Raw genomic sequence first — 19,795 nt, 5'->3', positions numbered from 1 at the left:
AGGCAGCGGTGTAATCAGAAATGACGTAGGGAGAGGCCGGATACCATTTCCTACTTGGCCCCCGACAATCCCCTCTCCAACGCCGCGACCCCGGCGGGCAAATCGACCTTAACCCCGAGATCGACCATCGTCCGCCCCAACGCGTGCACAGTGCGAAACAGATTGTGCTCGCGGCATTGCTCGCCCATCTGCCCGATCCGAACAATCGGCAATCCAAACGACCCTGAGATTTCGACCTGATGCTGCCGCGAAATATGCGCGCACACATCGCCTGGACTCAGCCCGGCGGGCACCTCGATCCCCACCACCGAATTCAACCGGCAAGCAACCGGCGCATACAGCTGCAAGCCGAGCGCGGTCACGCCTTCCTGCAATGCCACCGAACACTTGAGGTGCCGCGCAAAACGCTTTTCCAGCGTCTCGGCGCACACGAGCCGCAGCGCCTCATGTAAGGCCAGCACGCCCGACACCGGCGCCGTGTAGTGATACCCCGCGTTATGCCAGAAGTTCTCCGCGAGCGACGCGTCCAGGCACCAATGCGCATTCGGCGCGGTACGTCCTTTCACGCGCTCCCAGGCCGCATCGGAAAACGCAATCAGCGAGACTCCCGGAATAGACGACAAGCCCTTCTGCCCGCCCGTGATTACCGCGTCGATACCCCATGCGTCCATGGCGAGCGGCATGGTGCTCAATGTGCACACCGCGTCGACGATCACCAGCGCGCCCGCCGCCTTCGCCAATGCGGCGATGTCCTTCAGTTGGTAATTCCACACAGTATTCGAGGTCTCGCCCTGCACCACCGTGACAATCTCCGGACGCTCGCGGCGGATTGCCTCGGCGATCTCGTCGAGACTCGCCACCGTGCGGTCGGCCACTTCCAGTTCGCTCACCCGCGCGCCGACGCGGCGGCCCATCTCGGCCATGCGCCCGCTGAAAAAGCCGTTCTTGATGCTCAGCACGCGCGTGCCTTCCCACGCGAGATTCGAGATTGCCATTTCCATCGCGGCGGAACCGGGTCCCGCGACGCCGAGCACCCATTTCGAATTGGTCTGGAACACATAGCGCGCCATTGTCTTCACCTGACCGATCACCTTCACCATGGTGGCGCCCAGATGATTGATCACGATCGTGTTGGCCTTGGCGACCGCTGCGGGAATCGGCACGGGGCCGGCGCCCATCATCAGTAACGGCTCTTCGGGAAGAATGGCGTCGAGCGATTCGACGACCGGACACGGCACAGCAGTAGACGCAACGTTAGATGATGAAGTCGGCATGATCGGTACTTGGAAGGAAAGCGCAAAGATGGAATGCACAGGAGCCAACGGCCTCGCCAGCTATCACACTGGCGAGGCCGTCGTCCGATCATTCACCGATCCGCGCAATTGCGCAAGTTTTTTGACCATGCTTTACCGGGCGGCTCTGCAAACGCGCGTTGGCGACGCGCTCGGCCTCACCGAGGCAAAACCTCATTTCACCTTCGTCTTGTCGAGCTTCTTGCCGGTCTCCGCATTGAAACGCTCAACGTATTCTTCGATCAGCCGCCGCATTGCGCGTCCGATCTGCCGGTAGTCCGACTCGTTGAGATTGGCCAGCGACACGCGCCCCGACGCATGCTGCGTGCCGAAGCCGAGTCCCGGCAACAGCACCACCCGCGCCTCGCGCGCTACTGGAGGCTCTCGTCGTCCATTTTCACCGAAGGCGGATTGCTCGGGTTGACGAGAAAGAACGCCTTCACTTTCGGATCGCGCAGCTTGTCGAGCTCCTCTTTGGTGTACTGCCAGCCGTTCTCAACGCCGGCGTGCAGATTCACCACGTTCAACCGGTAGTCGTTCAGTCGTGGAATCTCGATGTACGGCGTGAAGATCGGCATGCCGAGCGCGATGGTGTCCCCGGGCTTGATGAGGTGATTCTCGCGCATCGTGTTGAAGATGTACGTCATGGCCGCCGTGCCGCCCTCCACCGCGAACACGTCGAATTCGCCGACGAACGGATGCTGGCCGATCATCTCCCGACGCAGATATTGCCCGACGATTACTTCGGACAGCTTGAGCATCCGGTCGGGCACCGGATAGTTCGATGCGAGAATTGAACACCAGGCCAGCTAGCAGACAGCCGCCGCCGGAACCGAGCGTAAGCGGAATTCCGCCGACGTTGACGACGATGAGCCCGATCAGCAAATCGAGCACGAGACCGACGCCCATGTAGATGAAGTCGGTCTTATTGCTGTACGGCAGCTCGTAACCCGCGGCTTCCACGGCGCGCTTCGTGTCTTTAGGCGAGCCATAAAACGTGAGCACGTCGCCATGTTCCAGATGGGTTTCGGGCAGCAGCGGCAGCGGCTGGCCGGCGCGCGTCACGCCCTGCAGGTAGACGCCATGGCGCATGTCGCGATCCACCATTTCCCGCGCGGCCGCGATCGTGGTGTGGTTCATGCCTTTGCGCGGGAACACGCCTTCGCGCGTTTGCATGACGACGCCGACATCGCCAATGTCGGCAACTTCGCTGCCGTTCGCGCCAAACTCGACGACGGCTTCGCGACGGCCCACGACCAGCACGACATCGTCGGGGTCCAATACCAGGTCCGGTGTCGGGTCGAGCGTATGGCCGCCTCGCTTGACGCGCTCGATTGTCAGCATGTCGCGATGCAGCGTCTCGACCTGCTTCACCGTCTTGCCCGCGCTCACGTCGATCCGGTACGCCCGCCCCACCAGTTCCGGCAACGCCAGAAGCTGTCCTGGTCCGCGCGCCGGCGCGCCCGAGGTGAGCTCGCGTTCTGCTTCGATGGACGCATCGCGCAGACTCTGCCCCATGAACTTCGGCAAAATGTTCACGCATACGATGATCGCGCCGAGCGAGCCGAACACGTACGTCACCGCATAGGCGATCGCAACGTCGGATTGCAGCGATTTCACCTCTTCGGCGGGCAGCCCGAGGCGCGCGATCGCGTCGCCCGCTGTACCGATGATCGCGGACTGCGTGAGCGCGCCGCCGGCGAGCCCCGCCGCGAGCCCCTTGTTCAGGTGGAACAGCTTCGCACAGACCACAACGGTGATCAGCGCCGTGACCGCGCTGAACCGGCGCATTCCGCGCGCCGTCGCCCGCACACGGGAAGGCGATTTCTCGCTGCATGGACTGCTCGGTTTCGATTTGCACGGCAAGGCGGTGGGCGTGATCGGCACCGGCATGATCGGCCGCGTGTTCGGCCGCATCATGGCGGGCTTCGGCATGCGTGTGCTCGCGCACGATCCAGGCACGCCCGCGAGCGACCTGCTCGCGCTCGGCGCGCGCTACGTCGCGCTCGACGCGCTTCTCGCGGAATCGGACATCGTGAGCCTGCATTGTCCGTTGGTGCCGTCGACCTACCATCTGATCGACGCTGCCGCGCTCGCCAAAATGAAGCGCGGCGCGATGCTGATCAGCACGGGGCGCGGCGGACTCGTCGAAAGCAATGCGCTGGTCGGCGCGCTTAAGGACGGCCAGCTTGGCCATCTCGGTCTCGACGTCTACGAGGAGGAAGGCGGTCTCTTCTTCGAGGACCATTCGAATCTGCCGCTGCAAGACGATGTACTCGCGCGCCTGCTGATGTTCCCGAACGTGATCGTGACCGCCCACCAGGCGTTTTTCACGCGCGAGGCGATGAACGAGATTGCGCAGACCACGCTCGACAACGTCGCCGCGTGGCAAGCGGGCGCGCCTCGCAACGCGGTCCGCGCGGCGAGCGCAGCGGGCTAGACGCCGCCGGAGTTCAGCGAGACCGGGCGAATCGCCGTGCGCGCGTCGTCCGGCGCGCCGCACATCTCGCGCAGCAAGGTCGCCTCGCGCTCGTGCACTTCCACCGGAAACCAGCGCGCTCCCGCATCGGCGAGATAGCGTGCGCGATGCTGGCCATTGCGAAACGCCACCACACCCTCGCGCTCGAAACCGAGCCAGCCGAGTAGACCGGACGCGCGGCGCGTGCAAATCGTCACGTAGGGCATCTGCGGAATACGAGGATTGTCCGGATCGAGGAATTCGCGAATGCCGCGCACTTTCCCCGCATGCCATTCGGCGATGGGCTTCAGAACGTAGTCGGTGTTGTCGCGATCCGCGCAGGCGAGCAGCTTGCGGACGTCGACCAGCACGACCTGATGCCGGGTGCCGTCGGCGACGAACACGCGTTTCAGGCGCACATGGTCGTACCATGAATGCTGGTGAAGCGGCACGATCCAGACCGTCTCCGCGCAGGCCGGCGCAGCGGCGGACGATGAATTGGTCAGAGGCAAAGGCACGCTCGCAAAGCCGGCGAAGATTCGCCAGCGCGTTAAGAGAGCGCTAACGCTACGAGTCGATTGTGAAAGAAGCATGTCAAGCCACGGTATTAACTGCTCTGCATGAGCGCCCGATGAGCGCGGCACAAGCGCCCGAACGGACGGGCGAACGCGGACCTTCAAGGACACGACGATGATAAGCACCCAAAATTTCGATCAATATGTGCGCATCGAGGCTAACCACGATAACGGCATAGCAACTATCGTGCTTGAGCGCCCGGAGCGCCGGAATGCCGTCGACCGCGTTGTCGCCGATGCGTTGAGCGCCGCGTTCCAATGCTTCGAAGCGGAACCGGCGTGGCGCGCCGCAGTTTTGTTCGGCGCGGGCGGCACCTTTTGCGCGGGTGCGGATCTGAGCGCGCACGCCGACGAAAACCGCCGCAACGAGCTACACGCGGACGGCAGCGGACCTGGGCCGATGGGACCGACACGGATGAGCTTCACGAAGCCGGTCATCGCGGCAATCGCTGGCTATGCGGTGGCGGGCGGCCTGGAACTGGCGGCGATGTGCGACCTGCGTGTCGTCGAGGACGATGCGGTGCTCGGTGTGTTCTGCCGGCGCGTGGGCATTCCGTTGATCGACGGCGGCACGATCCGCTTGCCGCGGCTGATCGGCATGTCGCGCGCGCTCGATCTGATCCTGACGGGACGTGCCGTGAGCGCGCAGGAAGCGCTCAGCTTCGGCCTCGCCAACCGCGTGGTCGCGAGGGGCGAAGCGCGTGGCGCGGCAGAGCAACTGGCCGCCGAACTCGCGGCGTTTCCGCAGGCGGCGCTTCTGGCCGACCGCCGTTCAGTGCTGGAAAACAGCATGCTCGGCAACCTGGCCGAGGCACTCCGGCGCGAAGGCGCCGGCGGCTATCGCGCTGTATTCGACGAAGGCATCGCCGGCGCCGCACGCTTCGCGAGAGGCGCTGGACGTCACGGCAAAACGCCGGATTCACACGAAGGAAGCGGCTAGCGGGGGCGGCGAAACGGGGCGGCTCCAACCCATCGGCACGGCGGGTTGCAGGCACTCCAGCAGCGTGATGTCCCGCGGTGTTCAGCGAAAAACAACATCTGCATCGGCGCTCAGCGCTATCGTTTCGACTTAGGTAGAATCCCTGACTGTTTTGCATCCCGCACGGCGCATGCGCTCTCGTCCCGAAAACGCGCGCCGGCCGCGCGACGCTTCGCGCCGCGCCAATCCACAGTCTGCCGCCATGCCTTTGCCCCTGCTTGCTCTCGCCGTTGCCGCCTTTGGCATCGGCACCACCGAATTTGTCATCATGGGGCTGTTGCCCAATGTTGCCCGCGATCTGTCCGTCTCCATTCCGGCCGCGGGCATGCTGGTGTCGGCATATGCGCTTGGCGTGACCATCGGCGCACCGATCGTGGCAATCGCGGTCGCCAACATGCCGCGCAAGAAAGCGTTGATGAGCCTGATCGGCGTGTTCATCGTCGGGAACCTGCTGTGCGCGGTTGCGCCGGGCTACGCGGTGTTGATGGCCGCGCGGATCGTCACGGCGTTCTGCCATGGCGCGTTCTTCGGCATCGGCTCGGTGGTCGCCGCGGGTCTCGTCGCGCCGAACCGCCGCGCGCAGGCCATCGCGCTGATGTTCACCGGCCTCACACTCGCGAATGTGTTGGGCGTGCCGCTTGGCACGGCGCTCGGCCAGGCTGTCGGCTGGCGCGCGACTTTCTGGGCCGTAACGGGCATCGGCATTGCCGCGGCCGCCGCGCTCGCGGTGTGCCTGCCGGCGCAGATCGAGATGCAGAAGGCGAGCCTCGTGCGCGAATTCAGCGTGCTGAAAAATCCGCAGGTGCTGATGGTGCTCGGCATCAGCGTGCTCGCGTCGGCAAGCCTCTTCTCCACGTTCACGTACATCACGCCGATTCTCGAAGACGTGACCGGCTTCACACCGCACGCGGTCACACTCGTTCTGCTGCTGTTCGGGCTCGGCCTGACGGTTGGCAGCACGCTTGGCGGCAAGCTCGCCGACTGGCGCCTGATGCCGTCGCTGGTGGCCTTTCTGCTCGCCATCGTCGTGATTCTCACGATTTTTGCCGGCACCATGCACGCCGAAATTCCGGCAATGATCACCATCTTCGCGTGGGGCGTTCTGGCATTTGCAATCGTGCCGCCGTTGCAGATGCTGATCGTGGATCGGGCGAGCCACGCGCCGAATCTCGCGTCGACGTTGAATCAGGGCGCGTTCAACCTCGGCAACGCAACGGGCGCCTGGCTCGGCGGCATGGCGATCGGCGCGGGCGCGCCGTTGACCACGCTGCCGTGGGTCGGCGTCGCGACCTCGATCGGGGCGCTCCTGCTCACGCTGTGGTCGGTGTCCATCGACCGGCGCGCGCAGCGGGTGGCCGTGGCGGGCTGAAAGCGGACAGGCGGCGCCGACTCGCTTCGGGCGTCGCAAAGGTGAAGCCGCGAATCGTGCACACGTAGTGGCTTCCCCGATGATGGTCATCGTCGCGACGTCGATGCCGCTCTTCACGATCGACCCGGTTTGGGTCGGTCAGTCGGCAGACGACGCGACCTCGCTGGCGGGCGCATGTAAGGCGCCCCCGCATTGGGTGGACCGCTCGAGGTAGGCGCGCTGGCGACCAGTTCCAGCGGCGACGAAGTTGCCCGTGTGTTGTTCGCCGTTCTGGTCGCTTGAAGGTCGAGAGGCGGCGACGCCGGGCCGGCTCTTTGATTTTGCGAAATTTCCCACAACACACCGATGCGAGATTAAGGCACACTAATTCATACGCATTCCTATAGAACTAGAAACGTATGAGAGACATCTTAATTCCACACGGCGATTCGCAGACGGAAGCAACCATTCGCTTCACATTGAATGGCGACCTCTTTGTATCGGCAGACATCCACGGTTTTGCGACGTTCTCCAGACGCGGCCCATGATCGCTAAGTACTCTCGATTCTTTACGACCACGGACTTTGGTATGTTCGGTAAATATCCAAACCAGCTGCGGCTTCGATATCGTAATCTCAATGAAACGCCGGCGTGCTCCGCCGGCTTTTTTCATTCGCCGTTCTTGCTACTTACTCACCCCCGCGCCGCCAGAATTTCACCAACGCACGTGCCAAAACCGACGCGATAGCTATCGCCCTGGCACCAGCCGGCGAGCGTCATTTCATCGCCGTCTTCGAGAAAGCTGCGCGTGCCGCCGTCTTTCAACTCCAGCGGCTTCTTGCCGTTCCACGTGAGTTCGAGCAGGCTGCCGTACGAGTCTTCCGTCGGCCCGCTGATCGTACCCGAGCCCATCAGGTCGCCCACTCGCGTGTTGCAGCCCGACACCGTGTGATGCGCGAGTTGCTGAGCCATCGTCCAGTACATGTGCTTGAAGTTGGTTCGCGCAATGGTCGTGGCTTCTTTCGCGCCTTGCGGACGCAGCTTCACTTCCAGCGCTATGTCGAACGCATGCTCGCCGTCGTGCCGCAGATACGCAAGCGGCTGCGGCTCCTGCACGGGCTGTGCGACGCGGAAAGGCTCGAGCGCATCCAGCGTGACGATCCACGGCGAAATGGTGGTCGCGAATGATTTTGAATTGAACGGGCCGAGCGGCACATATTCCCATTGCTGAATGTCGCGCGCGCTCCAGTCGTTCAACAGCACCATGCCGAAGATGTGCGCTTCCGCATCGGCACAGGCGATAGGCTCGCCCAATGCGTTGCCGCCGCCGATCACGAAGCCGGTCTCCAGTTCGATATCCAGCTTACGGCACGCGCCGAACACGGGACGATCCTGATCGGGCAACTTCAATTGACCGTTCGGCCGACGCACCGGCGTGCCGCTCACCACGACCGACGACGCGCGTCCGTTGTAGCCTATCGGCATCTCCGACCAGTTCGGCAGCAGCGCATTCTTCGGATCGCGGAACATGGACCCGACATTCGTTGCGTGCTCCTTCGATGAATAGAAATCCGTGTAGCCGGGAATTTGCAGGGGCAGATGGAGCCGCGCGTCGGCCTGACGCACCAGCGCCTTCGCGCGCAACGTAGCGTCGTCGCGCAAAGTCGCGGTGTCGCGTGAAAGCAGATTGCTCAGCTGGATGCGCACGCTGCGCCATGCTTCGCGGCCAAGCGCGATGAACTCGTTCAAAGTATCGCGGGCGAAAACGTCGGCCTTCGAGGGCACCGTGAGCAATCCCGCCGCCTGCAGCGCGGCCAGATCGACAATCTCATCGCCAATCGCAACGCCCACGCGCCGCGCATCGTCGTTGCTATCGCTGAAAATGCCGAACGGCAAGTTCTGAATCGAGAAATCGTTGCTCGGTTCGTTGGCCGACTGGACCCAACTTTTGCGCGACGGATCGAGCGTCGCCTGAAGATCGTTCAATGCGCTCATCGTTGCTCCGGATTGAAATGTTTCTTAAGACCTTGCCAGCACTCGTAGTAATGCGCCTGAAGTTGCGCGGTTTCGAGCGCAAAGCGGGTCGGCTTGATCAGCGTCCTGGTTTCGAACATGAACGCCATCGTGTCGCCAACCTTGGCCGGCTTCGACGTATCGCTGTGCGACGCCTTCTCGAAGGTGCCCGCGTCCGGACCGTGGCCCGACATGCAATTGTGAAGGCTTGCGCCGCCCGGCACGAAACCCTCGGCCTTCGCGTCGTAGACGCCGTGCACGAGTCCCATGAACTCACTCGCGACGTTGCGATGAAACCATGGCGGCCGAAACGTATCTTCAGCGGCAAGCCAGCGCGGCGGGAAGATCACGAAGTCGATCGAATCCACGCCCGGTGTGTCGCTTTGCGATTGCAACACCAGGAAGATCGACGGGTCCGGATGGTCGAAGCTAATCGAGCCGATGGTGTTGAAGCGCCGCAAGTCGTACTTATACGGCGCGTAATTGCCGTGCCACGCGACCACGTCGAGCGGCGAATGTCCAATGTCCGCGCGCCACAGATTGCCGTTCATTTTTGCGACGAGCTCGAAGTCGCCTTCGCGGTCCTCGTAAGCGGCATGCGGCGTGAGGAAGTCGCGCGGATTGGCAAGACCGTTCGAGCCGATCGGCCCGAGGTCCGGCAAGCGAAGCAACGCGCCGAAGTTTTCGCAGATGTAGCCGCGCGCCGTGCCGTCCGGCAAGCTCACCGCGAAGCGCACGCCGCGCGGAATCACTGCGATCTCGAACGGCCCCACTTCGAGCCGGCCGAGTTCCGTCGCAATTTCGAGGCGCCCTTCCTGCGGCACGATCAGCAATTCGCCGTCGGCGCTGTAGAAGAAACGGTCCGTCATCGAGCGATTCGCCGCATAAAGGTGGATCGCGCAGCCGCTCATCGATTCGGCGGCGCCGTTGCCCGCCATCGTGACCCAGCCGTCGACGAAATCCGTCGGCTCGCCCGGCATCGGCAACGCGTCCCAGCGCAACTGATTCGGCGGCGTCGGCGGCACTTCGGCAAAATTCGCGACGAGCCGCTCCGAAGGCAGCGGCGTGAACGGCTTATGCACTGCCGCGGGACGAATGCGGTACAGCCAGGTCCGCCGATTGTGCCCGCGCGGTGCGGTGAAAGCGGTGCCGGACAGCTGTTCGGCATACAAACCATAAGCCGCGCGCTGCGGCGAATTGCGCCCTTCAGGCAGCGCGCCCGGTAGAGCCTCGGTCGCGAATTCGTTGCCGAAGCCCGACTGATAGCCGGGTTCGATCTCGAGCCGCGACCTGACGGTATTTGGCTGACGTGTTGAGGTATGCATGCAAGATTCTCCGTTGACCTTAGACTTCACTTCACGCGGTTTGCGGTTCGGACGAGCGGCTGCGTTGCCGCGTCGCCGCGGCGAGCGCGATCACCAGCAACGCGGAACACAGCACCGGCAGCGCGGCCGCATGAAACAGCGATTCGTTCGACCAGTTCAGCGCAATCAGTTGACCGCCGACCAGCGGCCCGATCACCGAGCCGATACGCCCGATTCCGAGACTCCAGCCGATCCCCGTCGATCGCAGTGTGGTCGGATAAAAGTGGCCCGCAAGCGCGTTCACCGCCGGCTGCCCGCCGACCACGCAGAAGCCGCCCGCGAACACGACGATCAGCAGCCACGGCAAAGCATGCGCCACGCTGCCGATGGTGCCGACAGCGAGCGCCGCGCCCGCGAAGCACACGAACAGCACGCGCACGAAACCAAGGCGTTCGATGAACCAGCCGAGCAGTAACGTGCCCACCACGCCGCCCGTCTGCAACACCGTGCCGACGATCACCGCCGTGCCCGGCGAATAGCCGGCGTCGCGCATGACGGTCGGCAGCCAGTTCGACAGAAAGTACAGATCGATCAGGTTCATGAAGCTGATCGCCCACAGAATCAAGGTGACCGGAGCACGGCCCGCGCGGAACAGCTCGGCGACCGGTGCACCGGCATTGCCCTTCTCGCGTACGACGACGCGTGTGTTCGCATCGATCGGCAGGTCCAGATTGAACTGCGCGAGCCAGCGCAACGCGCGGTCGCTGCGGCCCTTCAGCACGAGAAATTGCAACGACTCGGGCAACGCGGCGAGCATGGCGACCGCGAGCACCAGCGGCACCGCGCCGCCGACCCAGAACACCGCGCGCCAGCCGTAGGCCGGAATCAGCGCAGCGCTGATGAAACCGCCGAGCGCCGCGCCCAGCGTGAAGCCGCACGACACCAGCATCATGCGCTTGACGCGATGGGCGGGCGTCGAAAATTCGGCTACGAGCGCCATCGCGTTCGGCATGATGCAGCCGAGGCCGAGGCCCGTGATGAAGCGCAGCGCGATCAATGCGGGAATCGCCGAGACGAAGGGCGTAGCCAGCATCGACAGCGCGAAGAAAAACGTTGCGCCGATCAGCACCGGACGACGGCCGATGCGGTCCGCCAGCACCGACAGCCCCAACGCCCCGAGCAGCATGCCGAACAGGCTTGCGCTGAACACTGGGCCGAGCGCCGCCTTCGACACATGCCATTCGCCGATCACGCTCGGCGCGACGTAACCCATGGCCTGCGCGTCGAAACCGTCGATCACGAGGCATAGTCCGCACAACGCAAGCAGCATGAACTGGAATGCCGGGTGATGCGTCTCGCCGAGCACCTGCTCGACTTCGATCACGTTCGGCGCGGCTGATGCCGGGTTGGCGCTCATGGGTAGGGTCTCCACATCTGATGGTTCGAACGTCTGCGGCGGCGGGCCGATGCGAAGCACGCGGCACGGCGTGAGTCGACTCTCGTCAGTCGCCCGACAATTTACGCATGGTAAAACGAATTACGTTAAGTGAAATTAACGTATACCCTGGACGCACGACGGCAAACGCGCGGCGCCACCGCCGGGCAAGGGTTGGCGGATATCGTTAGCAGCATTTTGTTCATGTGAGCGCGATGCGGACTGCTACCATCGAAGCATGCGGCGCACATGCTCTGTTTTGAGGCGCGAACGCACCACTCACCCGATCCATTCGCTTAGATGATCCCGCCGACCATTCCCAATCTCGTTGCCCGCGCATCTGAGCATCCGTTCCTCGCCAAACATCTGGCGATGGGTCACGGCACGAGCGGCGATATTGCGCTCGCGCGGTTCCACGACCTCGAGCTCACGAGCGCCTATGAACCGATCTTCGACATCAGCGTGCACGCGTTGGCGCAGTCGATGTCGTCCGATGTGGAAAACGTCGACCGTTTCGGCGATGAGTTGGGTTTCCAGGCGGTCACGCAGCGGCTCGACGCCGCGCCGTTCGATATGTTCGACGCGTTCGACCGCATCGCCGACGATCAGGAGGTCGTCGCGCTCGACCGCACGTCGCGCGCGCTGCACGCGATCAACTTCTTCGGCGCACAGCGGCACGGACTGCTGTTCCTGCGCGTGCACGAGCGGCTTCTGAAGAGCGTGAAATACGATCATGGGCGGCACTTTTCGAGCGTGCTCACGTCGTTCGGGTTGAACCCGTCGAGGATAGTGATCGAACTGCCGGCAGCCGCGGTCGCGCATAAGACGTTTCTCGGCTATTTGACCAAGAGCTATCAGCACTACGGCTTCAAGGTGGCAGGCAACCTGTCCAATGCAGGACAGATTCTGTCGGTGTCGGACACCGCTCGGCTCGACTTCATCAAGATGGATGCGGCGACCGCGTTGCGCGACGCGACGGTCAAGCCGTTAGTGGGATACGCGAGCCGGCTGCGGATTCCGCTGATTTTCAATCGGGTAATGGACGAACCGCAATTCGAAGCGTTGCAGCAATACGATGTGCGCTTCGTGCAAGGGCCGCTGTTCAATGCGCATTATCACGACCGCGCGGCTTGATTGACGAGCTTGGTTTGATTTGCGGGCTTGGCTTGATTTGCTCCGGGCGATTGTCCTGGCTTGATCCAGTCTGCTCGGGCTGATTCTCCCGGCTTGATTCCCTTGATCTGCTTGATGCATTTCACTCGGCCTGCTTAGCTCTGCCTGACCCGCTGCGCCAGGCCCGATGCGAAGCCTCAGCCAGCGTCGCCGAGGCGGCGCGCAAGCGCCTTCAGCCGCGGCGCAACCTTCTCCCGAAACACGTCTTCTCCCATCGACGAAGCCGGTCCGCTGCAACTCAGCACAAGCCAACGCCCTTCGCGCGGCTCGCGAAACGGCACGGCAACCGCGTTGACATCGTCGTGCCAGGCGCGGAACGAATAGCAGCAGCGCTCCTTTTCGAACGCGGCGATCTCCTTCACAGCGTCGGCCACCAGCGCCGCACCGCCCTTCCCCGCCGCTTTCCTGAGTTCCGCAAGCAGCGCGGCGCGCACGTCGACAGGCTGCACAGCGAGATAAGCGCGGCCCATGGAACTCGTCAGCATCGACAGTTTCGAGCCGGGCGCGAGGCCGAGCGTCAGCGCGGTTTCGCTGCGTATGGTGTCGAGGTAGATCATGTCGAGGCCGTCACGGCAGCCGAGGGAAACAGCAGCGCCCACCTCGCGCGCGAACCCGCGCATGTGAGGGCGGGCAAGTTCGAGTGTGTCGGTGCCCGAGAGCAGCGCAAACCCGAGCGACAGCACGCCTGCATCAAGCGCGTATTTGCCCAACGTTTCATCGAACCGAAGATAGCCGAGCACGGTCAGCGTGTAGGCGAGGCGGTTGACAGTCGCCTTCGGCAAGCCGGTGCGTTCGACGAAGTCGCGGTTGCCGAGCATCGTCTCCCCCGGCTTGAACGCGCGCAGCAGATCAAGCCCGCGTGCGAGGGCGACGACGAATTTGCGCTCGTCGAGCGGATCGGACAAAGTGGATGCGGGCGTCATCGGGTGATACACTCAGGCGTGGTTTGCAAAACATTGTTCCGCATAGCGGAACCATAGTCAAGCTTCAATCAAGCAAGGAATCAGGAGATACGTCATGGCCGAGGCCGCGCAGTTTCACTGGGAAGACCCGCTGCTGCTGGATCAGCAGCTCACCGAAGACGAACGCATGGTGCGCGACGCCGCCGCCGCGTATGCGCAGGACAAACTGCAGCCGCGCGTGCTCGAAGCGTTCCGTCACGAGAAGACCGACATCGAAATCTTCCGCGAGATGGGCGAACTGGGCCTGCTCGGTCCGACGATTCCCGAGCAATACGGCGGGCCGGGGCTGAACTACGTGGCGTATGGCTTGATCGCGCGTGAAGTGGAGCGCGTCGACTCCGGCTACCGGTCGATGATGTCGGTGCAGTCTTCGCTAGTCATGGTGCCGATCTACGAGTTCGGCTCCGAGGCGCAGAAGCAAAAATACCTGCCGAAGCTCGCCACCGGCGAATGGATCGGCTGCTTCGGACTGACCGAGCCGAATCACGGCTCCGATCCGGGCAGCATGGTGACGCGCGCAAAGAAGGTCGACGGCGGCTACTCGCTGTCGGGCTCGAAAATGTGGATCACCAATTCGCCGATCGCCGACGTCTTCGTGGTGTGGGCCAAGCTCGAGGAAAACGGCAAGGACGCGATTCGCGGCTTCATCCTGGAGAAGGGCTGGAAGGGACTGTCGGCGCCGACCATCCATAGCAAGGTGGGCTTGCGCGCGTCGATCACCGGCGAAATCGTGCTCGACGAAGTGTTCGTGCCGGAAGAAAACCGCTTTCCGGAAGTGAGCGGCTTGCGCGGTCCGTTCACGTGCCTGAACTCGGCCCGCTACGGCATTGCGTGGGGCGCGCTCGGCGCAGCGGAAGCCTGTTGGCACACCGCGCGTCAGTACGTGCTCGATCGCAAGCAGTTTGGCCGGCCGCTCGCGGCAAACCAGTTGATTCAGAAAAAACTCGCCGATATGCAGACAGAGATCACGCTCGGCCTGCAAGGCGTGCTACGCCTTGGACGTATGAAAGACGAAGGCACGGCGGCCGTCGAGATCACGTCGATCATGAAACGCAATTCATGTGGCAAGGCGCTCGACATTGCGCGGCTCGCGCGGGACATGCTCGGCGGGAACGGCATCTCGGACGAGTTCGGCATCGCACGGCATCTGGTGAATCTTGAAGTGGTCAACACCTACGAAGGCACGCACGACATCCACGCGCTGATTCTCGGGCGCGCGCAAACGGGCATCCAGGCGTTTTTCTAAAGCCTTTCCGAAGGCAGACCACGGTTTGTCGCAGCGCGGTTTGCTCATGCGTCGATCGGCATAGGGGACGGCCATGAGGCCGTACCCCTGCCACACCACCCGGCATGCGGGTCCGCACCGGGCGGTTCGGGAAGTTGAGGTCAGGAGAGTCGGGGTACGCCAAGCTGGTCGAAGTAGGCGATGGTCAGCACACGCTTGAGCGCACCGTCGCCATTGCGCCACCAGCAACGACTGTTCGCCGCGACTTGCCGCGCCACAGCGGCCGGTGCCCCCAGCGCACGCAGTTCCCGGTAGATGGTGGTGCCGCGGCGCCAGTGTTTGAGCTGGATCGTGCGCAACCGGTGACGCAGCCACTCATCCAGTGCCAACCACACACCGGGGGTTTGCGCCATCCTGAAGTACGCCTTCCAGCCTTGCACGTAAGGCCGTAACTGTTCCACCACTTCCTTCATGCTGCGCCCGTTAGAGCGACGGGTCAGTTCACGGATGCGGTGTCTGAACGCCAGCAGCGGTTTGGCCGCCACCTTGCGTTTGACCGCCCCACCCGCAGCCACCCGCAGGCTGTAGCCCAGAAACTTGCGACCAAACACACTGGCCACTGCGCTTTTGGTCTCGTTGACCTTGAGCCGCAGTCGCCCATACAGACGTCGCAGCAATGCCATCACCCGCTCACCCGCACGGCGGCTACGAACATAGACATTCGCGTCGTCGGCGTAGCGCGCGAAGCAATGACCCCGCCGCTCCAGCTCCTTGTCCACTTCGTCGAGCAGCACGTTGGCCAGCAACGGGGATAGTGGTCCGCCTTGCGGCGTGCCCTGATCCCGTTGCTGGACCACTCCGCCATCCATGATGCCACTGTTCAGATACGCCCGGATCAGCCGGATTACGCCGGCATCATCGATTCGTTTCTGTAGACGGTCGATCGGGATGTCGTGATTGACCCGGTCAAAGAATTTCGCCAGATCAACGTCCACCACGATTCGCCGACCTGACTGCACGTACGACTGCGCGGCTAACACCGCGTCGTGCGCACGCCGTCCAGGCCGGAAGCCGTGGCTGTGCTCACTGAAGGTAGGGTCTAGAACCGGTTGCAGCACCTGCAGGAGTGCCTGCTGGATCAACCTGTCCGTTACCGTCGGGATGCCAAGCTCGCGCTCACCTCCATCCGGCTTCGGAATCGTCACCCGACGTACCGGGCTGGGCCGGTACGTCCCCTTGAGCAGCTGCTCACGGATCGCGGGCCACGCCGTCACCAGATGACGCGACGTCTGGTCAATGTCCAGACCGTCCACGCCAGCGGCTCCCTTGTTCGACCGGACCCGTTTGAACGCCTGCTTCAGGTTCTCTTTTGTCAGCGCTGCTTCCAGCAGCGCCGACCCTGTGTCCCCCGATTCATGTCGCGGGCAGCAGGCTTCATCGCTTGTCGGCGTACGCCGTGCAACTTCACCGCACGTGACTCCCACCCGCCCCGCTTGCGCGGGCATCTGACGCATTGCCTGTCGCATCGACATGACGCTGGACACTCCTTCCCGTTTGGCCCTTCGTCACCAGCTTTGGCCTCATCGGCCTGTCCTATGACTACTACGGCCTCTGCTGACTTCTCGCTCCGGCTCGACGCCGTTGCCCTTTCAGGCACGAGGCGAGATCTCCCCAGGTAAGAACGCAATCCTTCGCCGCACAACCGCCGCATCTACGTTGCCTGATCCTTGACCACGAGAGCTTCGCGCTTCTTTGCACGCTCGCCCTGATCGGCAACGCCTCATATCCGGTTCTTGTTCATCGGCTCGCGGTTTCGCTCCACGCTTCCTCCCCACGCTCGGTCGCCCTCACGCAGTTGCGCTTTGCTTCGTTCGCTGTGGTCAGCTCACGATGGGACTTGCACCCACAAGATTGCGCCCATGCTGGGCGCACAAAGTAAAAGGCCGGTTCGCGATGAACCGGCCTTTGTCCGTGTATGGCTCAGCTTTCGGCTTTCGGCTTCCGAAAGTCCTCAGCCTTGCGCCGAGCGCGCTTACTTATTCGGCTGCGGCGTCATGCGCAGATACGGACGCAGCGCCTTGTAACCCTTCGGGAATTTCTGTTTGATCACCTCTTCGTCCTTCAGCGACGGCACGATCACGACGTCGTCGCCCTGCTTCCAGTTGCCGGGCGTCGCAACTGAGTGGCTGTCGGTGAGCTGAAGCGAATCGATTACGCGCAGCACTTCGTCGAAGTTGCGTCCTGTGCTTGCCGGGTACGTAATGATCAGACGCACTTTCTTCTTCGGATCGATGACGAAGAGCGAGCGGACCGTGAGTGTTTCATTGGCGTTCGGGTGAATCATGTCGTACAACTCGGACACTTTGCGGTCGCCATCGGCCAGAATCGGAAAGCCGACGTTGGCGGCCTGCGTCTCGTTGATGTCCTTGATCCATTCCTTGTGCGACTCGGCGCTGTCGACCGACAACGCGATGGTCTTCACGTTGCGCTTCTCGAATTCCTCGGCGAGCTTGGCGGTCAGGCCGAGTTCCGTGGTGCAGACCGGCGTAAAGTCGGCCGGGTGCGAGAACAGCACGCCCCAGCTGTCGCCGAGCCATTCATGAAACTTGATGCGGCCGATACTCGACTCCTGCTCGAAATCCGGTGCGGTATCGCCAAGACGTAGACTCATGTGCATCTCCTTAAGTATTCGGACACCAGCGCGAGCATGTGCCCGCAGCGCCTGGAAAAGATAAAGCATACGGCAGCGACCGTACATGCCGAACGAACATCGGCTCACTACTTTATGCCTTTTTGTAATTTTCGCCGATTTGGTGGAAACTTTGCGGGACAGATCAACTCCATCATGCACTAACATCATCTGTAAGGGGTCATGCAGGTGCTGTCCGGAAGGGTTTCGGCTCGCCAGGAACGGTTCGTGCGTTCGGCTCCGCAAACCGGGCAGTGCGCTCGCCAGCCGCCGTTTCTTTAGTTAGGATTCACGCGTGGCGTGAGACGAAGGGGAGCTGTCAATGTCGGAAGTCAACAAGGAGAGATTGATGTCGGATATCAAAACCGTCCTCGCGGACGCTGAAGACCTGCTGAAACAGGCCGCAAGCGCAACTGGCGAGCGCGCTTCGGAACTGCGCGAAACGGCGCTGTCACGTCTGAAGCAAGCCAGGGAAAAAGCGGCCGACGTGCAAGTCGTCGTGGTCGAGAAAGGCAAGAAGGCTGCTCGCGCAACCGACGACTACGTTCACGAGCATCCGTGGGCATCCATCGGCATTGCCGCGGGCGCCGGCGTGCTGCTGGGTCTGCTGATCAACCGCAAGTAACACCACAGCACGTTGCCGGACAAGCTCTGTCCGGCTTGCCAGCGAATCAAGCGGACCGGCGCATGTCCGGCCGGTCCGCTTATCTTGGCGCGCACGTTTGCACGCGCCGCTTAGGCCAACACGCGCAACGCCCACAGCCATGACGACCGACACACATTCGCAGCGCGAACAACATAGCCCGTTACGCCGCATCATCGGCTCGGTGTCCGCCATTCTGCAAACACGCCTTGAACTGGTCGGCATTGAACTGGCCGAAGAAAAAGACCGCCTTCTGGGCGTGCTCTTTCTTGGCCTTGCCGCGATGATGCTGACCACCATGGCCCTGATCGCTCTTACCGCGCTGGTCGCCATCGCGTTCTGGGACACATACCGGTGGCAGGCGCTTGCCGGAATCACACTTGTCTATGCGATCGCCGGACTGACCTGCGCGCTAAAAGCGCGCAGTAATCTGCGTAATGCGCCGATGGTTTTCGAGTCCACCATCGCCGAATTCGAAAAAGACCGCGACGTATTTCGTAGACCGTAGCACTGCGAGCGCACGGAGCGGGAGCCGTCCTTCGCTGATTGGCAAGTTCGTGAGCCGGATGTCAAGCGTATCTGAAGCCGACCGGTTGCACCGACGCTTGCTGTGCCGTTCTTTGCACCGTTCTTTGCGCCGCTCGTTGTGCCGTTCCGTGCGCTGTTCCTAGCCCTCAATACTGCCGATACGCCATGAGCCAGAGCCATACAAGTTCCGCATTCCGCAACAAGCGCCAGCCGGCGAGAGACCTTAGCGCGCCGCACCTGCGAGCGCTACGCAAGGAATTGCTGCTCGTGCGCGCGGACGTCGAGCGCATGGAGTTGGCTCAGGCGACGATCGAATTGCGCGAAGCCGTCACACACTTCAGTTGGCTTAAGTTCGTCGTGCCGGGTTTCGGCGGGTTGCGCATGGGCACAGGGTCCAAAGCGAATTTCCTCAACGCCGGGACGATTGGCGCTCTCCTCAAACAGTATCCGCTAGTCAGTTCGATCGCCTCGCTCGTCCTCGCGAAGCCGCTGCGCGCGACGGTTGCAGCCGGCGCTAAGCCCGCGCTGAAATGGGGCGGCCTGGCGCTTGCCGCGTGGGAAGCGTACCGCGTGTGGCAGCAGATCAAAGGGGAGTCGCGTGCACCGTATGGTTCGGGCGACCAGCGGTGAAGTGCTGGGCAGGGTTGAGTGCTTCAGTGCTTCAGTGCTTCATGGTTCCTGCCTTTTTGTCAGTCAACGAGCGCACCGCGGCGCACGCTGGCTTCGCTGCTTGCTAGCTAGTGCCCCAACACTGCCCCGTGGGCGGCGCCGACCCAATCGCGACATTCTTATTACTTCGCATCCCTGTCGCGTCGAGCGTGAAAACGCCGCACGGGTCATCGTGCATCGGGCCCGATTCCTCGGGAGCCGCTTCAATTGAATAACCGCCGTTAGCATCGTCCGCCGGCAGCAGATGCAGCCGATAGACCGCAGTACCGAATTGCGGAGCCTGATCGAGGCCCGGCGGCAGAGCAGCAATGCTGTCACTTCCCGCACCCTCGACCAATTGCGCTGCCCGAAACAGCGCCGATGCCGCGTCGACCCGATGCGTTCGCACGACTTGGCTGCGATACGACGGCACAGCAAAGACGGCCAGCACCGCGACTATCGCGAGAGTGATGATCAGTTCGAGCAAGGTGAATGCGGATACGTACGCCCTTCTCATCTATGC

16 protein-coding genes and 3 pseudogenes are annotated in these 19,795 nt (G+C 62.8%); 8 read left to right on the top strand and 11 right to left on the bottom strand.

The genetic code is table 11. The annotated features are described in order from the left end of the window. Window positions 1–50: 50 nt before the first annotated feature. From RW095_RS37880 to RW095_RS37870, 3 genes and pseudogenes are all read right to left on the bottom strand, one after another. Window positions 51–1,274 (bottom strand): pyridoxal-phosphate-dependent aminotransferase family protein, encoded by a 1,224-nt coding sequence (locus RW095_RS37880; protein ID WP_128594340.1) that lies wholly within the window; start codon window positions 1,272–1,274, stop codon window positions 51–53. 192 nt (window positions 1,275–1,466) lie between these two features. Further along, a pseudogene (locus RW095_RS37875) lies at window positions 1,467–2,086 on the bottom strand (aminotransferase class I/II-fold pyridoxal phosphate-dependent enzyme); the annotation flags it as partial. A 1-nt stretch (window position 2,087) separates the two neighbouring features. Beyond that, window positions 2,088–3,077 (bottom strand): annotated as a pseudogene (locus RW095_RS37870) (TrkA C-terminal domain-containing protein); the annotation flags it as partial. On the opposite strand from RW095_RS37870, the pseudogene RW095_RS37865 reads away from it, so the two are divergent. Continuing rightward, window positions 2,998–3,732: pseudogene (locus RW095_RS37865) on the top strand (NAD(P)-dependent oxidoreductase); the annotation flags it as partial. The pseudogenes RW095_RS37870 and RW095_RS37865 overlap by 80 nt on opposite strands. Here the strand turns inward: RW095_RS37865 and RW095_RS37860 are convergent. Next, on the bottom strand, window positions 3,729–4,343 hold the full coding sequence (locus tag RW095_RS37860) for a plasmid fertility inhibition factor family protein (protein WP_317020788.1): 615 nt from the start codon (window positions 4,341–4,343) through the stop codon (window positions 3,729–3,731). The pseudogene RW095_RS37865 and the gene RW095_RS37860 sit on opposite strands and share 4 nt — an antisense overlap. A 97-nt stretch (window positions 4,344–4,440) precedes the next feature. Here RW095_RS37860 and RW095_RS37855 point away from each other — a divergent pair, with 97 nt between their 5' ends. Continuing rightward, window positions 4,441–5,265: a crotonase/enoyl-CoA hydratase family protein gene (locus RW095_RS37855; RefSeq protein ID WP_317020787.1), complete on the top strand. Its 825-nt coding sequence runs from the start codon at window positions 4,441–4,443 to the stop codon at window positions 5,263–5,265. Window positions 5,266–5,506: 241 nt separating this feature from the next. After that, the gene (locus RW095_RS37850) at window positions 5,507–6,673 is read left to right on the top strand and encodes an MFS transporter (protein WP_317020786.1); all 1,167 of its coding nucleotides are present in this window, start codon (window positions 5,507–5,509) and stop codon (window positions 6,671–6,673) included. A gap of 672 nt (window positions 6,674–7,345) precedes the next feature. Here RW095_RS37850 and fahA read toward each other — a convergent pair. The 3 genes from fahA to RW095_RS37835 are packed head-to-tail and all read right to left on the bottom strand — an operon-like array spanning window position 7,346 to window position 11,386. Continuing rightward, window positions 7,346–8,647 carry a fumarylacetoacetase gene (fahA, locus tag RW095_RS37845; protein ID WP_317020785.1) on the bottom strand — a complete coding sequence of 434 codons (1,302 nt, stop codon included), beginning with the start codon at window positions 8,645–8,647 and terminating at the stop codon, window positions 7,346–7,348. Then, on the bottom strand, window positions 8,644–9,990 hold the full coding sequence (gene hmgA, locus RW095_RS37840; RefSeq protein WP_317020784.1) for a homogentisate 1,2-dioxygenase: 1,347 nt from the start codon (window positions 9,988–9,990) through the stop codon (window positions 8,644–8,646). Before hmgA ends, fahA begins: the two co-directional genes overlap by 4 nt. Before the next feature lie 31 nt (window positions 9,991–10,021). Beyond that, the gene (locus RW095_RS37835; RefSeq protein WP_317020783.1) at window positions 10,022–11,386 is read right to left on the bottom strand and encodes an MFS transporter; all 1,365 of its coding nucleotides are present in this window, start codon (window positions 11,384–11,386) and stop codon (window positions 10,022–10,024) included. Window positions 11,387–11,704: 318 nt separating this feature from the next. On the opposite strand from RW095_RS37835, the gene RW095_RS37830 reads away from it, so the two are divergent. Continuing rightward, window positions 11,705–12,538 (top strand): EAL domain-containing protein, encoded by an 834-nt coding sequence (locus tag RW095_RS37830; RefSeq protein ID WP_128594333.1) that lies wholly within the window; start codon window positions 11,705–11,707, stop codon window positions 12,536–12,538. A gap of 176 nt (window positions 12,539–12,714) precedes the next feature. On the opposite strand, the gene RW095_RS37825 is transcribed toward RW095_RS37830, so the two are convergent. Next, window positions 12,715–13,500: an IclR family transcriptional regulator gene (locus RW095_RS37825; RefSeq protein ID WP_317020782.1), complete on the bottom strand. Its 786-nt coding sequence runs from the start codon at window positions 13,498–13,500 to the stop codon at window positions 12,715–12,717. 94 nt (window positions 13,501–13,594) lie between these two features. Between RW095_RS37825 and RW095_RS37820 the strand changes: the two genes are divergently transcribed. Then, window positions 13,595–14,785, top strand: a complete 1,191-nt coding sequence (locus tag RW095_RS37820) for an acyl-CoA dehydrogenase (RefSeq protein WP_317020781.1) — start codon at window positions 13,595–13,597, stop codon at window positions 14,783–14,785. A gap of 140 nt (window positions 14,786–14,925) precedes the next feature. Here the strand turns inward: RW095_RS37820 and ltrA are convergent, their stop codons facing one another. Both ltrA and RW095_RS37810 read right to left on the bottom strand, forming a co-directional pair. Next, window positions 14,926–16,296, bottom strand: coding sequence for a group II intron reverse transcriptase/maturase (gene ltrA, locus RW095_RS37815; protein WP_317020780.1), 1,371 nt, complete (start codon window positions 16,294–16,296; stop codon window positions 14,926–14,928). 500 nt (window positions 16,297–16,796) lie between these two features. Next, entirely contained in the window at window positions 16,797–17,435 is a 639-nt protein-coding gene (locus tag RW095_RS37810) for a peroxiredoxin (protein WP_128587982.1), read from the bottom strand. A gap of 340 nt (window positions 17,436–17,775) precedes the next feature. Here RW095_RS37810 and RW095_RS37805 point away from each other — a divergent pair, with 340 nt between their 5' ends. The 3 genes from RW095_RS37805 to RW095_RS37795 all read left to right on the top strand — a co-directional run bounded on the left by RW095_RS37805 (window position 17,776) and on the right by RW095_RS37795 (window position 19,254). Continuing rightward, complete coding sequence (locus tag RW095_RS37805; protein ID WP_006047848.1) at window positions 17,776–18,078, top strand: DUF883 family protein; 303 nt, start codon at window positions 17,776–17,778, stop codon at window positions 18,076–18,078. Window positions 18,079–18,217: 139 nt separating this feature from the next. Then, window positions 18,218–18,604, top strand: a complete 387-nt coding sequence (locus tag RW095_RS37800; protein WP_128587984.1) for a phage holin family protein — start codon at window positions 18,218–18,220, stop codon at window positions 18,602–18,604. Window positions 18,605–18,789: 185 nt separating this feature from the next. Then, window positions 18,790–19,254, top strand: a complete 465-nt coding sequence (locus RW095_RS37795; protein WP_317020779.1) for a DUF3318 domain-containing protein — start codon at window positions 18,790–18,792, stop codon at window positions 19,252–19,254. 103 nt (window positions 19,255–19,357) lie between these two features. On the opposite strand, the gene RW095_RS37790 is transcribed toward RW095_RS37795, so the two are convergent. Further along, complete coding sequence (locus RW095_RS37790; protein ID WP_317020778.1) at window positions 19,358–19,789, bottom strand: type IV pilin protein; 432 nt, start codon at window positions 19,787–19,789, stop codon at window positions 19,358–19,360. Window positions 19,790–19,795: the final 6 nt, after the last annotated feature.

The organism is Paraburkholderia kirstenboschensis, from assembly GCF_032806925.1.
GTDB classification, from domain to species: domain Bacteria; phylum Pseudomonadota; class Gammaproteobacteria; order Burkholderiales; family Burkholderiaceae; genus Paraburkholderia; species Paraburkholderia kirstenboschensis.
This window is presented reverse-complemented; position numbering and strand designations above follow the sequence as displayed.

Bases quoted from the DNA above. Each gene is read 5' to 3' on its own strand.
- RW095_RS37880 (WP_128594340.1), bottom strand. From the start codon at position 1,274: ATGCCGACTTCATCATCTAACGTTGCGTCTACTGCTGTGCCGTGTCCG.
- RW095_RS37860 (WP_317020788.1), bottom strand. From the start codon at position 4,343: ATGCTTCTTTCACAATCGACTCGTAGCGTTAGCGCTCTCTTAACGCGC.
- RW095_RS37855 (WP_317020787.1), top strand. From the start codon at position 4,441: ATGATAAGCACCCAAAATTTCGATCAATATGTGCGCATCGAGGCTAAC.
- RW095_RS37850 (WP_317020786.1), top strand. From the start codon at position 5,507: ATGCCTTTGCCCCTGCTTGCTCTCGCCGTTGCCGCCTTTGGCATCGGC.
- fahA (WP_317020785.1), bottom strand. From the start codon at position 8,647: ATGAGCGCATTGAACGATCTTCAGGCGACGCTCGATCCGTCGCGCAAA.
- hmgA (WP_317020784.1), bottom strand. From the start codon at position 9,990: ATGCATACCTCAACACGTCAGCCAAATACCGTCAGGTCGCGGCTCGAG.
- RW095_RS37835 (WP_317020783.1), bottom strand. From the start codon at position 11,386: ATGAGCGCCAACCCGGCATCAGCCGCGCCGAACGTGATCGAAGTCGAG.
- RW095_RS37830 (WP_128594333.1), top strand. From the start codon at position 11,705: ATGATCCCGCCGACCATTCCCAATCTCGTTGCCCGCGCATCTGAGCAT.
- RW095_RS37825 (WP_317020782.1), bottom strand. From the start codon at position 13,500: ATGACGCCCGCATCCACTTTGTCCGATCCGCTCGACGAGCGCAAATTC.
- RW095_RS37820 (WP_317020781.1), top strand. From the start codon at position 13,595: ATGGCCGAGGCCGCGCAGTTTCACTGGGAAGACCCGCTGCTGCTGGAT.
- ltrA (WP_317020780.1), bottom strand. From the start codon at position 16,296: ATGTCGATGCGACAGGCAATGCGTCAGATGCCCGCGCAAGCGGGGCGG.
- RW095_RS37810 (WP_128587982.1), bottom strand. From the start codon at position 17,435: ATGAGTCTACGTCTTGGCGATACCGCACCGGATTTCGAGCAGGAGTCG.
- RW095_RS37805 (WP_006047848.1), top strand. From the start codon at position 17,776: ATGTCGGAAGTCAACAAGGAGAGATTGATGTCGGATATCAAAACCGTC.
- RW095_RS37800 (WP_128587984.1), top strand. From the start codon at position 18,218: ATGACGACCGACACACATTCGCAGCGCGAACAACATAGCCCGTTACGC.
- RW095_RS37795 (WP_317020779.1), top strand. From the start codon at position 18,790: ATGAGCCAGAGCCATACAAGTTCCGCATTCCGCAACAAGCGCCAGCCG.
- RW095_RS37790 (WP_317020778.1), bottom strand. From the start codon at position 19,789: ATGAGAAGGGCGTACGTATCCGCATTCACCTTGCTCGAACTGATCATC.